General features: G+C 71.2%; 12 protein-coding genes. 8 read left to right on the top strand and 4 right to left on the bottom strand.

What is annotated here, in order from left to right; genetic code table 11:
- Window positions 1-1,019: methyl-accepting chemotaxis protein (locus tag BLQ61_RS09200; RefSeq protein ID WP_139182738.1), on the bottom strand; the 1,019-nt coding region annotated here is incomplete at its 3' end.
- 138 nt (window positions 1,020-1,157) lie between these two features.
- The gene (locus BLQ61_RS09195; RefSeq protein WP_091569091.1) at window positions 1,158-1,766 is read right to left on the bottom strand and encodes a chalcone isomerase family protein; all 609 of its coding nucleotides are present in this window, start codon (window positions 1,764-1,766) and stop codon (window positions 1,158-1,160) included.
- 337 nt (window positions 1,767-2,103) lie between these two features.
- Here BLQ61_RS09195 and trpE point away from each other — a divergent pair, with 337 nt between their 5' ends.
- The 7 genes from trpE (at window position 2,104) to BLQ61_RS09165 (ending at window position 7,502) form a co-directional block, all read left to right on the top strand.
- Window positions 2,104-3,603 (top strand): anthranilate synthase component I, encoded by a 1,500-nt coding sequence (gene trpE, locus BLQ61_RS09190; protein WP_091569090.1) that lies wholly within the window; start codon window positions 2,104-2,106, stop codon window positions 3,601-3,603.
- A complete protein-coding gene (locus tag BLQ61_RS09185) occupies window positions 3,600-3,962 on the top strand; it encodes a chorismate mutase (RefSeq protein ID WP_091569088.1) in 363 nt (120 codons plus the stop codon). Before trpE ends, BLQ61_RS09185 begins: the two co-directional genes overlap by 4 nt.
- Window positions 3,959-4,534, top strand: coding sequence for an anthranilate synthase component II (locus BLQ61_RS09180; RefSeq protein ID WP_091569086.1), 576 nt, complete (start codon window positions 3,959-3,961; stop codon window positions 4,532-4,534). The genes BLQ61_RS09185 and BLQ61_RS09180 overlap by 4 nt, the downstream gene beginning before the upstream one ends.
- A gap of 74 nt (window positions 4,535-4,608) precedes the next feature.
- On the top strand, window positions 4,609-5,658 hold the full coding sequence (trpD, locus tag BLQ61_RS09175; protein WP_091569085.1) for an anthranilate phosphoribosyltransferase: 1,050 nt from the start codon (window positions 4,609-4,611) through the stop codon (window positions 5,656-5,658).
- 14 nt (window positions 5,659-5,672) lie between these two features.
- Entirely contained in the window at window positions 5,673-5,813 is a 141-nt protein-coding gene (locus tag BLQ61_RS17365; RefSeq protein WP_175488261.1) for a hypothetical protein, read from the top strand.
- Between the two features lie 31 nt (window positions 5,814-5,844).
- Window positions 5,845-6,645: an indole-3-glycerol phosphate synthase TrpC gene (gene trpC / locus BLQ61_RS09170; RefSeq protein WP_091569083.1), complete on the top strand. Its 801-nt coding sequence runs from the start codon at window positions 5,845-5,847 to the stop codon at window positions 6,643-6,645.
- 134 nt (window positions 6,646-6,779) lie between these two features.
- Window positions 6,780-7,502 carry a uracil-DNA glycosylase gene (locus BLQ61_RS09165; RefSeq protein WP_091569081.1) on the top strand — a complete coding sequence of 241 codons (723 nt, stop codon included), beginning with the start codon at window positions 6,780-6,782 and terminating at the stop codon, window positions 7,500-7,502.
- Between the two features lie 73 nt (window positions 7,503-7,575).
- Here the strand turns inward: BLQ61_RS09165 and queA are convergent, their stop codons facing one another.
- The gene (gene queA, locus BLQ61_RS09160; protein WP_091569080.1) at window positions 7,576-8,679 is read right to left on the bottom strand and encodes a tRNA preQ1(34) S-adenosylmethionine ribosyltransferase-isomerase QueA; all 1,104 of its coding nucleotides are present in this window, start codon (window positions 8,677-8,679) and stop codon (window positions 7,576-7,578) included.
- A 142-nt stretch (window positions 8,680-8,821) separates the two neighbouring features.
- Between queA and BLQ61_RS09155 the strand changes: the two genes are divergently transcribed.
- Window positions 8,822-9,958 carry a GGDEF domain-containing protein gene (locus BLQ61_RS09155; RefSeq protein ID WP_091569078.1) on the top strand — a complete coding sequence of 379 codons (1,137 nt, stop codon included), beginning with the start codon at window positions 8,822-8,824 and terminating at the stop codon, window positions 9,956-9,958.
- A gap of 147 nt (window positions 9,959-10,105) precedes the next feature.
- Here the strand turns inward: BLQ61_RS09155 and fes are convergent, their stop codons facing one another.
- A complete protein-coding gene (gene fes / locus BLQ61_RS09150; RefSeq protein ID WP_091569076.1) occupies window positions 10,106-11,821 on the bottom strand; it encodes an enterochelin esterase in 1,716 nt (571 codons plus the stop codon).
- Window positions 11,822-11,990 lie beyond the last annotated feature (169 nt).

Genomic DNA, 11,990 nt, shown 5'->3' with positions numbered 1-11,990 from the left:
TGCGCCACGACCTCGCCGCCTTGCTGGGCGACGCCGCTGGCGCTTTGCGCCAGCTGGTTGGCCTGCTGGGCGTTGTCGGCGTTGTGGCGCACGGTGGAAGACAGCTGCTCCATGCTGGCGGCAGTCTGCTGCAGCGCGCTGGCCTGGCTCTCGGTGCGTGCGGACAGGTCCTGGTTGCCCTGGGCGATCTCGGCGCTGGCGGTGGCCACGCCGTCGGCATTGCCGCGCACGCCCGACACCAGCTGCCCCAGGTGGGTTTGCATGTCTCGCAGCGCCGTCAGCAGGCGCGCCACCTCGTCGCGTCCCGTCGCCTCGATGGGCTGGGTCAGGTCCCCCTTGGCGATCTGGTCGGCGCTGTGCACCGCCTGCGCCAGCGGCCGGGTGATGGAGCGCGCCAGCAGCCAGGCCATCAGCGCACCAATCACCAGCGCCACCAAGGTGCCGGCGATCAGCACCAGCCGGCTGTCCTCGGCCACCTGCACAGTTGCTTCGCGCGTCTGGTCGAACAGCATGCGCTGGCGCTGCTCCAGCGTATCGATGCTCTTGACGTAGGCGTCGCCCAGCGGCGCCAGCTGGCTGTCCAGCAGCGCCGCCACGTCCTCGCCGGCGGCCTTGCGCTGCAGCAGTTGCGCGCGGGCGGCGCGATAGGCCCCGCGCGCCGTGTCGATCGCGGCCAGCATGCGCCGTCCTTCGTCGCTGTGGATGAGTTCCACCACGGTCTTGCGTGCTTGCTCGGTGGACTGGGTGGTCTGGTCCATGTCGGCCTGCCAGCGCTTCACCCGGGTCGGATCGCTCTCGAGCATGGCAGCGCGGGTGCGCACCCAGTTCAGCTCGATGGCCTGGCTCCATTCGCTGACCGCCCGCAGCCGGGTGTTGTCGGTGCTGGTCAGTTGCTGGGTGATGGTGGACAGGTCATGCAGGCGCCACACGCCCATGCCGCCCACCAGCACCGTGATCAACAGCACCAGGCCGAAGCCCAGCCCCAGGCGCGGTCCCAGCCGCATATCGGACAACTGCATGTCGTTCCCTCGTCGGTTGCAAAGACAGTATCTGACTGTAACGCCGGCGACAGGGCCTCGGGCTGGGTGGTGCGTGCCCGCAACGGCGGGTTTTCCAGAAGCCGCGGGCTGACAGCGTGGGCACGCTTTTAAGCTCTGTCAGCTGCTGCCGCCCAGCAGCGCCTGCTTCAGTCCCGCGTCGGCCGGGTGCGGACCCAGCCAGATGCCCATCATGGCCTCGAAGAAGCCCGGCTCGGTGAAGGGCTCGCTCAGGATCTGGTCGTTGATGGTCACCACCATGCCGGTGCCCGGCAGCCAGTCGATGGTGAAGCCGTCGCCGGTTTTCAGCGCCTTGCCCTGGGCGAAGATCTCGCCCATGCGCAGCAGGCTGGGCGCCAGTTTGGAAAAAGTGCTGCGGTCCAGGCTGTCCTGCATGCCGCGCAGGAAGGAACGGCCCAGCTCCTCGGCGTTCACGTCGCGCAGCATGACCACACGCAGGCGCTTGGGCCCGGGCTGCGCCAGCATCTGCGCGGCGCTGCCGGCATGCTGCTCCAGGTACAGGCCGGCGGCATAGACCTTGAACGCCGCCTTGCGCCGCAGCCCCGCGCCGTTGAGCTGCAGTTGCTGTCCCTGCAGCTGCTGCGTGGGAGCGAAGCGCACGTCGGCCACGGTGATGGCGTCGGCGGCGGCCAGGGGCAATGCCGACAGGCTCAGTGTCAGGGCGGCAACGTGCCGGCGCCACGCAGCGGGCAGGGCGGGAATCAACATCGCGTACGTCTCCAGGTGATGAAAAATCGCACGATTGTTCTTTTTCAGGCTGGCGCGGACATCGGGGTTTGCGCGCAGCGGCGCACGGCGCGGCAGGGCCGCTTTGCTACACTTTGCCGTCTATGTTCATTCACCGCATGTTCATTGCAGGTCGCAGCGACCGGGGAGCCTGGCCCTGGCGCAAGCCTGCATCATCGAACCTGTAACCTGCACCCGGGCCGCACCCGGCGTGCGCCCGTGGCACTGCCGCCGCCCCGCGCGGCGCGGCTGCCAGACCGAATGAACCCGCGGCGCCCCTCTCCTCAGGCAGCGCGCCGCCCCGCCGGAAACCGTTCCCGTGATCACTGAACTGGAATTCAAGAGCCTGGCCCACCAGGGCTACAACCGCATCCCGCTGATCGCCGAGGCCTTCGCCGATCTGGAAACCCCGCTGTCGCTGTACCTGAAGCTGGCGCATGCCCGCGGCGACGGCAGCCACAGCTTCCTGCTCGAGTCGGTCGTCGGCGGCGAGCGTTTCGGACGCTACAGCTTCATCGGCCTGCCGGCGCGCACGCTGCTGCGCGCCAGCGGTTTCGGCGCTGAGGCGAAGACCGAGGTCGTGACCGACGGGCAGGTGGTCGAGACGCACGCCGGCAACCCGCTGGACTTCATCGCCGAGTACCAAAAGCGCTTCAAGGTGGCGCTGCGCCCGGGTCTGCCGCGCTTTTGCGGCGGCCTGGCCGGCTATTTCGGCTACGACGCGGTGCGCTACATCGAGAAGAAGCTGGAAGGCAGCTGCCCGCCCGACACCCTGGGCTGCCCGGACATCCTGCTGCTGCAGTGCGAGGAGCTGGCCGTCATCGACAACCTGTCGGGCAAGCTGTACCTCATCGTCTACGCCGACCCGTCCCAGCCCGAGGCCTACGCGCGCGGCAAGAAGCGCCTGCGCGAGCTGAAGGACCAGCTCAAATACTCGGTCAGCGCCCCGGTGGTGCGCGCCGGCGAATCGCACCCGGTGCAGCGCAGCTTCGCCAAGGAGGACTACCTGGCGGCCGTGCTGCGCGCCAAGGAACTGATCGCCGCCGGCGACTTCATGCAGGTGCAGGTCGGCCAGCGCATGCACAAGCGCTACACGGAAAGCCCGCTGTCGCTGTACCGCGCGCTGCGCTCGCTGAACCCGTCGCCGTACATGTACTACTACCACTTCGGCGACTTTCAGGTGGTGGGCGCCAGCCCCGAGATCCTGGTGCGCCAGGAGGCGGTGGAGGGCGGGCAGAAGGTCACCATCCGCCCGCTGGCCGGCACCCGCGCGCGCGGCGCCAGCCCCGAGGCGGATATAGCCATCGAGCAGGAGTTGATCGCCGACCCGAAGGAGCGCGCCGAGCACGTCATGCTGATCGACCTGGCGCGCAACGACATCGGCCGCATCGCCCAAACCGGCAGCGTGAAGGTGACCGAGGCCTTTGCCGTGGAGCGCTACAGCCACGTCATGCACATCGTCAGCAACGTCGAGGGGCTGCTCAAGGACGGCATGACCAGCATGGACGTGTTGAAGGCGACGTTCCCCGCCGGCACGCTGACCGGCGCGCCCAAGGTGCACGCCATGGAACTGATCGACCAGCTCGAGCCCGTCAAGCGCGGGCTGTACGGCGGCGCCTGCGGCTACCTGAGCTTCGCCGGCGACATGGACGTGGCGATCGCTATCCGCACCGCCATCGTCAAGGACGGCCAACTGTACGTGCAGGCCGCGGCCGGGGTGGTGGCCGATTCGGTGCCCGAGCTGGAATGGAAGGAAACCGAGCACAAGGCGCGGGCGCTGCTGCGCGCCGCCGAGCTCGTCGAGGAAGGACTGGAATGACGCACCCCACCGAACGCGCCATCGACCGCACCCGCCGCTGCGCCAGCATGGACGAGGTGCGCAGGCACATCGACGCGCTGGACGACACCCTGGTGCCGCTGCTGGTCGAGCGCGGCGGCTACATGACGCAGGCCGCGACGCTCAAGCCCCTGGCCTCGCAGGTGCGCGACGAGGCGCGCATCGAGGACATCGTGCGGCGCGTGCGCGCGCGCGCCGCCGCGGAAGGCGGCGAGCCAGACGTCATCGAGGCCATCTACCGCGCCATGATGGAGGCGTTCATCGCCTTCGAACACCGCGAATTCGACCGTTTGACCGCCGAGGGCCGCAAGCCGCAGCTGCAACAGGAGACCGCACCATGACCCGCGTGCTGATGGTGGACAACTACGACAGCTTCACCTGGAACATCGTGCAGTACTTCGCCGAGCTGGGCGCCGAGGTGCAGGTGTTCCGCAACGATGAGATCGACCTGCAAGGCATCGAGCGCGAAGCGCCGGACCGGCTGGTGATCTCGCCCGGCCCCTGCTCGCCGGCCGAGGCCGGGGTGTCGGTGGCGGCCATCCGGCATTTCGCCGGGCGCCTGCCGATCCTGGGCGTGTGCCTGGGCCACCAGGCCATCGGCGCGGCGTTCGGCGGCAACGTGGTGCGCGCGCAGCAGCTGATGCACGGCAAGACCAGCACCATCACCACCACCCGGCAGGGTGTGTTCGCCGGTCTGCCGGCGCAGTTCACCGTGAACCGCTACCACTCGCTGGCGATCGAGCGCGCCAGCTGCCCCGAGGTGCTGGAGGTCACGGCCTGGACCGACGACGGCGAGATCATGGGCGTGCGCCACCGCGAGCTGGACATCCAGGGCGTGCAGTTCCACCCCGAGAGCATCCTGACCGAGCACGGCCACGCCATGCTGAAGAACTTCCTGCAGCCGCAGGTTTGAGGTTTTTCAAGCCAAAACGGTTGCTGGCCCTTTTGCACAACGGGCATGTAGCTATATAAAAAGGAGCAAAGCGGATGTCGCCCATCACCCCGCAGGAAGCGCTGCAGCGCACCATCGAGCACCGCGAGATCTTCCACGACGAGATGCTGCACCTGATGCGCCTGATCATGGGCGGCGAGCTGTCGCCGGTGATGACGGCGGCCATCCTCACCGGTCTGCGCGTCAAGAAGGAGACCATCGGCGAGATCACCGCCGCCGCGCAGGTCATGCGCGAGTTCGCGCGCCAGGTGCATGTGCCCGACACGCGCCATCTGGTGGACATCGTCGGCACCGGCGGCGACGGCGCGGGCACCTTCAACATCTCCACCTGCGCCACCTTCGTGATCGCCGCCGCCGGCGCGCGCTGCGCCAAGCATGGCGGGCGCAGCGTCAGCAGCAAGAGCGGCAGCGCCGACGCCATGGAGGCGCTGGGCGTGAACATTGCGCTGGAGCCCGAGCAGGTCGCCGCCTGCATCCGCGACGTCGGCATCGGCTTCATGTTCGCGCCGAACCACCACCCAGCGATGAAGAACGTCGCGCCGGTGCGCCGCGAGCTGGGCGTGCGCACGCTGTTCAACATCCTCGGGCCGCTGACCAACCCGGCGGGCGCGCCGAACACGCTGATGGGCGTGTTCCATGAGGACCTGGTCGGCATCCAAGTGCGCGCGCTGCAGCGCCTGGGCGCCGAGCACGCGCTGGTGGTCTACGGCCGCGACGGGCTGGACGAGATCAGCCTGGGCGCCGGCACGCTGGTGGGCGAGCTGAAGGACGGTGTGGTGCGCGAGTACGAGATCCACCCCGAGGACTTCGGCCTGCGCATGGCCGGCACGCGCGCGCTGCGCGTGGACAACCCCGAGCAGTCGCGCGCGCTGCTGCTGCAGGTGCTGGAGGGCGCCGACGGCCCGGCGCGCGACATCGTCTGCCTGAACGCCGGCGCCGCGCTGTACGCCGCCGGCGTCGTGCCCGGCATCGCCGAGGGCCTGGCGCGCGCGCAGGCCACCATCGACAGCGGCGCCGCGCTGGCCAAGCTGCGCGAGCTGGCCGCCTACACCCAGGCACTGGCGCAGCCCGTGGCCGCGGCCTGAAGGAGAAAGACGCCATGAGCCTGCTGGACGCCCCCATCTGGCGCGACCCCGGCACGTGGATCGTGCTGGGCGTGTCGCTGCTGTCCATCGTCGTGGCCGTGGTCATGCACCAGGTCATCCGCCGGGTGCTGCGCGCGCCGCCGCGCCAGGACTGAACCTGGCGACCCTTTATTCCCAAGGAAATCCGTGTCCGACATCCTGCAAAAGATCTGCGCCACCAAGCGCGAGGAAGTGGCCGCCGCGCAGCAGCGCCTGTCCCTGGCCGATGTGCGCCGCGACGCCGAAAGCCGCGTGCTGACGCGCGACTTCGAGGGCGCCCTGCGCGCGAAGATCGCCGCTGGCCAGGCCGCCGTCATCGCCGAGATCAAGAAGGCCAGCCCTAGCCAGGGCGTGATCCGCGCCGACTTCATCCCGGCCGACATCGCGCAAAGCTACGCCGAGGGCGAGGGCGGCGTCAGCGCCGCCTGCCTGTCGGTGCTGACCGACCGGCAGTACTTCCAGGGCCAGGGCGACTACCTGAAGCAGGCGCGCGCCAGCTGCCCGCTGCCGGTGCTGCGCAAGGACTTCATGGTCGATCCGTGGCAGGTCTACGAGTCGCGCGCCCTGGGCGCCGACTGCATCCTGCTGATCGCCGCCTGCCTGGACGACGCCCAGCTGGCCGACCTGGAGGCCATCGCCCACGGCCTGGACATGGCGGTGCTGGTCGAGGTGCACGACGCGGCCGAGCTGGAGCGCGCACTGCGCCTGAAGACGCCACTGGTCGGCATCAACAACCGCGACCTGCGCACCTTCCAGGTGCGGCTGGAGACCACGCTGGAGCTGCGCCGCGAGGTGCCGCCCGGGCGCCTGCTGGTGGCCGAGTCCGGCATCGCCACCCGGGAAGACGTGCAGCGCCTGCGCGACGCCGATGTGCACGCCTTCCTGGTCGGCGAGGCCTTCATGCGCGCACCCGAACCGGGGCAGGCGCTGGCGCGGCTGTTCGGCTGACGCGGCGCCGGTGCCAGGGGCCACGCACGGGACGCGGCATGCGTGCCATCGTCGCGGCCATCCGCCGCCCGGTCGCGCGCCGCGCTCGCCCGGCCCGGGCGCTGGCCACCCCTTGCCATTTTCAGGAGAGCCGCATGACGACCCATGCACCGACCGATCCCGACAGCCAGTTGCCCAGCGCCGACCCGGCCGACTGGCCCGTCGCGCCGGGCTGGCAGCCGCTGGTGGACGAGTTCTTCGCCAGCCCACGCGGCCAGGGGCTGCTGGGCTTCCTGCGCCAGCGGCTGGCGGCCGGCGCGGTGATCTTTCCGCCGCAGCCGCTGCGCGCGCTGCAGCTGACCCCGCCGCAGGAGGTGCGCGTGGTCATCCTGGGCCAGGACCCCTACCACGGCCGTGGCCAGGGCGAGGGCCTGGCGTTCTCGGTGCGCCCGGGCGTGCGCATTCCGCCGTCGCTGCGCAACATCTTCAAGGAGATGCAGCGCGACCTGGGCACGCCGCCGCCGCCGTTCCCGCAGCCTGGCGGCAGCCTGGTCAAATGGGCCGAAAACGGCGTGCTGCTGCTCAACACCACGCTCACGGTGGAAGAGGGCCAGGCCGCCAGCCACGCCGGCAAGGGCTGGGAGCAGCTGACCGACGCCGTGATCCGGCAGGTGGCCGAAGGGCCGCGCCCGGTGGTGTTCATGCTCTGGGGCAGCCATGCCCAGGCCAAGCAGTCCTTTATCCCCGAGGACCGCGGCCACCTGGTGCTGCTGGCCAACCACCCCTCGCCGCTATCGGCCGAGCGCCCGCCGCGCCCCTTCATCGGCTGTGGGCATTTTGGCCAGGCACGCGCGTTCAAGCTGCAGCACGGCCAGTGACGCAGCCTGTGGCCGTGCTGCAGGGTTTTGAAGCAAAATCGGCCTGTAGCCCTTTGCAAGTAAGGACAAGTAGCTATTTTTTTAATAGTAAATCCTGGCGCTGCAGCAGCATCGCGTCGCCGTAACTGAAGAAGCGGTAGCCCTCGGCCACCGCGTGCCGGTACAGCGCCATGACGTGCTCGTAACCGGACAGGGCGCTGACCAGCATCATCAGCGTGCTGCGCGGCAGGTGGAAGTTGGTGACCAGCAGGTCGACCACCTGGAAGGCGAAACCCGGCGTGATGAAGATGCTGGTGTCGCCCGTCGCCCGCCCGCTTTGTGCCCACGACTCGAGCGTGCGCACGGTGGTCGTGCCCACCGCCACCACGCGCCCGCCGCGCTGGCGGCAGCGCTCCAGCGCGGCCAGCGTCGCCGGCGGAATGTCATACCACTCGCTGTGCATGCGGTGTTCGGCGAGGTTCTCGGTCTTGACCGGCTGGAAGGTGCCCGCGCCCACGTGCAGCGTGACGCTGGCGCGCTCGATGCCGCGCGCCGCCAGGGCGGCCAGCACCCCCGCGTCGAAATGCAGCGCCGCCGTGGGCGCGGCCACGGCGCCGGGCTTGTCGGCGAACACGGTCTGGTAGCGCTCGGCATCCTCGGTCGCGTCCGGGTCGTTGCCGCCGGACTGCTGGCGCGCGATGTAGGGCGGCAGCGGCAGGTGGCCGTGGCGCTCCATCAGCTCCCAGGGCGACTCGCCGGCCGGCGGCTGCAGCGCCAGGCGAAACAGCGGGCCGTCGGCGTTCGGCCAGCGCCCCAGCAGCAGCGCGTCGAAGCCGCCACGCGCGCGCCCGCCCGCCAGGTGCAGCACGGCGCCGGGCTGCGGTTTCTTGCTGACCTTCATGTGCGCCACCACTTGGCCGCCGTCCAGCACGCGCTCGATCAGCAGCTCCAGCTTGCCGCCGCTGGCCTTCTCGCCAAAGATGCGCGCGCGCACCACGCGCGTGTCGTTGAACACCAGCAGGTCGCCGGGCGCCAGCAGTTCGGGCAGCGCGCGGAAGATGCGGTCGACGGGTTGCGCGCCGCGCCCGTCGAGCAGGCGCGAGGCGCTGCGCTCGGGCGCCGGGTGCTGGGCGATGAGCGCTTCGGGCAGCGCGAAGTCGAAGTCGCTCAGGGTGAAGGGGCGGTGGGTGTCGGGCATGCGAAGGGGCGGTGGAGCGGCGAAAAAATGCGCGCGATTGTCGCAAATGGCGTCCTTGTCGCAGGTCATGGGAACGGTGGCGGTGTTTCATACACTGGCCGGTTTGTTTGGCTGCCCTGGCGCCTGGCGCGCCCTTTGCGTAATGGAACCTTCCTTTGTCTGGGACGACAGCTATCTCACCCACCTGGGCGACGTCGACGAACAGCACCGCGCGCTGATCGCGTTGTTCGACGAGCTCAGCCGCGCGCTGTTCCAGGGCGCCGGCGCCGACGATGGGCCGGCGCACGCCATCTACCAGCGGCTGCTGGCGTACACGCAATACCACTTCCACGAGGAGGAGGAGCTGATGCGCCGCGCCGGGCTGGACGAGCGCCACGTGCAGGCGCACTGCGCGCTGCACCAGCAGTTCGTCGAGCAGATCCGCCTGCTGTGGAGCCAGCGCCGGCACATGCAGGACCAGGCGGCGACGCTGGCCGGCTTCCTGACCTCGTGGCTGGGCCTGCACATCCTGGGCATCGACCAGGCGATGGCGCGCCAGATCGCCGCCATCGAGGCCGGCACGGCAGCGGCCGAGGCCTTCGAGCACGAGCGCGAGGGCCACGACCAGGGCACGCAGGCGCTGCTGCGCATGATCGGGCGGCTGTACGGCGTGCTGTCGGCGCAGAACGCGCAACTGGCGCGGGCCAACCAGACGCTGGAGGAGCGCGTGGCGCAGCGCACCGCCGAGCTGCAGCAGGCCAACGAGCGCCTGCGCGTGGCCTCGCGCACCGATGCGCTGCTGGGCATTGCCAACCGCGCCAGCTTCAACGAACGGCTGGAGCAGGCCTGCGCGCTGGCCCGGCGCGGACGGCGCCCGCTGGCGCTGGTGATGCTGGATGTGGACCATTTCAAGCGCTACAACGACCACTACGGCCACCTGCAGGGCGACGCCTGCCTGCAGGCGGTGGCGCACGCGGTGCGCGGCTGCCTGCGCCGCGACAGCGACCTGGTGGCGCGCTACGGCGGCGAGGAGCTGGCGGCGATCCTGCCCGACACCGACGCGGCCGGCGCGCTGGCCGTGGGCCAGGCCATGGTGCAGGCGGTGCGGGCGCTGGCCCGGCCGCACGCGGCCTCACCCGGGGCGCCGCACGTCACGGTCAGCGCCGGGGTGTGCGCCGACGTGCCGCCGGCCGACGCGCCGGGCGCCAGCGGCTCGGCGGCGCTGGTGGCGCGTGCCGACGCGGCGCTGTACCGCGCCAAGGCCGCCGGGCGCGACCGCTGCCTGGGCGAAGGCGGCTGACGGCGCGCTGGCCAGCGCGCCGTCAGCCGCGCTTCCCGGTCGGGGCGCGTGCATGTGCGCCAGGGCTCGCGCGCGGCAACGCGGTGCCGCGGCCGGTCCCGCGCTGGTTGCGCTGCGCCCGGGTGTGGCGGTGACCGCCCGGCGAATTCACGGGTCGGTATCGGGGCAGGCTGCCAGCGGCGGCGCCTGCGTGCCCGGGTGCAGCAGCGCCACCAGCCCGCAGGCCAGCGCGCCCTGCCAGTGCAGGTAGTCGTGTCCGGTGGCGTGCTCGCGCTGCACCACCGGATAGCCGCGCGCGCGCAGCACGTCGGCCAGGTGGCGGTTGGTTTCCAGGATGCCGTCCAGCCCGCCGCGCGCGCGCTCGTAGCGGCCGGCGTCCAGGTAAAAGCGCACCGGCCGCACCGGCGCCCGGGACCAGGCGCGCATCATCCAGCCCGGCGTCTCGCCCGGCGGAGCCCACCAGAACGAGCCCGACAGGCTGAGCACGCGCCCGAAGCGCTGTGGCAGCACCAGGCCGGCATAGGCCGCGGCCAGGCCGCCATAGCTGGAGCCGGCGATCACCGTGGCCTCGGGTGGCAGTGCCAGGCCCTGCGCCTGCGCCCACGGCATCAACTCCTCGTCCAGGAAGCGCGCGAAGCGCGGGTTCGGCGGCAGCTCGGCGGCGCGTGCCGCGGGACTGGGGTTGGCCACCAGCAGCACCGCCGTGGGCGGAATCAACCCGTCCGCCGCCAGGTGGGCGACGATGCGCGCGGCCGGCACGTCCTCGCGGTAGGCGTGCGCGTCGAACAGCACCAGCAGCGCCCGCGCCGGGCCCTGCACCGGTCGGTACAGCCAGACCGGGCGCTGGTTGCCCAGGATGCGGCTGGCCAGCATGTGGCGCTGCGCCGGGCCTAAACCGGCGCCGGCGCGCGGCGCGCTCCACGGCTGCGGTGGTGCGCCGGGCAGTTCCAGCACCGAAAAACCCTGGAACACGTCCAGCGCCGCGTCGGCGCGCGCCGGGAACACACGCGGGTTCAGCGGGTCGCGCTGCGCGGTGGCCAGGATCATGCGGCGCTGGTCCAGCGCGCTGCCCGCCACCTGCGGCACGTCGGGCGCCAGGCGGTAGGACAGGCGCGCGCTGTCGGGCATGCGGAAGCTCGCCCACCACACATCGCTGTCGCCCAGCCGGGCCAGCGGATCGTGGTTGCCCGAGGGGCTGCCGAACAGGCGCACGCTGCGGGTGCCGGCGCCGCGCCACAGGAAGGTGACCAGCCAGTCGCCGCCCTCCAGCGGCTCGGTCAGCGGCGTGCCCTGGGCAGCGCGCTCGCGCCAGAACGCCTCGGTGTCGCCGCCGTCCCGCAGGGTGCGTGCCAGCGCGCGCAGGCGCGGGCTGTCCGGCAGCGGCGCGGCGGCGCCCGCGGCGGAGCGGTCCGGGGCCAGGGCGCGGTCCAGCTGCACGCGGTAGTCGCTGCCCGGCCCGTCGGCGGCGGCGCGCACCTGCAGTTGCTGGCCCGGCCGGACCTGCCAGGTAAAGCCCTGTGGGCTGCTGCCTGCGGCCACCAGGCGGCGCAGATGCCGGCCGCTGGCGTCCAGCAGGTCCAGCGCCGCGCCGTCACCGTCGAAGCTGCCCTGCACCACATGGCCGGCGGGCACCTCCACCTCCAGGCGCAGCGCATGGCCGGCGTCCAGCTGGCCGGAACGGGGCGCGCCGACGGCGATGCCGCCGGCCTGCGCCGCGGACAGCAGCGGCAGGAGCAGCAGCGCCAGCAGGGCGGCGGCGCTGGGCCGGGGCAGTACACACCGGCTCTGCTGCGCCGGCGGTGCGCGGTGCGTGCGCAGACTGGCCGACGCCCGGGCGGGCGCGGCGGGAGAGACGCTGGTCATGGGCGGATGCGCTGCGGGGCTCTGGTTGATAATAATTCCCATTATCTTGGGCGTGCCTCCGATCGGCGCGGCGCCTGCCGCTGCTGAGCGTGCCATGGCTGTTGAATTTGGAGGCAAAATGGCCTGAAGCCGTTATTCTGCAAGGGCATGCAGCTATTCTTTGCGGAGC

The organism is Oryzisolibacter propanilivorax, assembly GCF_900103645.1.
In the GTDB taxonomy this organism is placed as follows: Bacteria; Pseudomonadota; Gammaproteobacteria; order Burkholderiales; family Burkholderiaceae_C; genus Melaminivora; species Melaminivora propanilivorax.
Note: the sequence above shows the minus strand (reverse complement) of the source record. Positions and strands in the feature narration are given on the sequence as shown.

Bases quoted from the DNA above. Each gene is read 5' to 3' on its own strand.
- BLQ61_RS09195 (WP_091569091.1), bottom strand. From the start codon at position 1,766: ATGTTGATTCCCGCCCTGCCCGCTGCGTGGCGCCGGCACGTTGCCGCC.
- BLQ61_RS09185 (WP_091569088.1), top strand. From the start codon at position 3,600: ATGACGCACCCCACCGAACGCGCCATCGACCGCACCCGCCGCTGCGCC.
- BLQ61_RS09180 (WP_091569086.1), top strand. From the start codon at position 3,959: ATGACCCGCGTGCTGATGGTGGACAACTACGACAGCTTCACCTGGAAC.
- trpD (WP_091569085.1), top strand. From the start codon at position 4,609: ATGTCGCCCATCACCCCGCAGGAAGCGCTGCAGCGCACCATCGAGCAC.
- BLQ61_RS17365 (WP_175488261.1), top strand. From the start codon at position 5,673: ATGAGCCTGCTGGACGCCCCCATCTGGCGCGACCCCGGCACGTGGATC.
- BLQ61_RS09165 (WP_091569081.1), top strand. From the start codon at position 6,780: ATGACGACCCATGCACCGACCGATCCCGACAGCCAGTTGCCCAGCGCC.
- queA (WP_091569080.1), bottom strand. From the start codon at position 8,679: ATGCCCGACACCCACCGCCCCTTCACCCTGAGCGACTTCGACTTCGCG.
- BLQ61_RS09155 (WP_091569078.1), top strand. From the start codon at position 8,822: ATGGAACCTTCCTTTGTCTGGGACGACAGCTATCTCACCCACCTGGGC.
- fes (WP_091569076.1), bottom strand. From the start codon at position 11,821: ATGACCAGCGTCTCTCCCGCCGCGCCCGCCCGGGCGTCGGCCAGTCTG.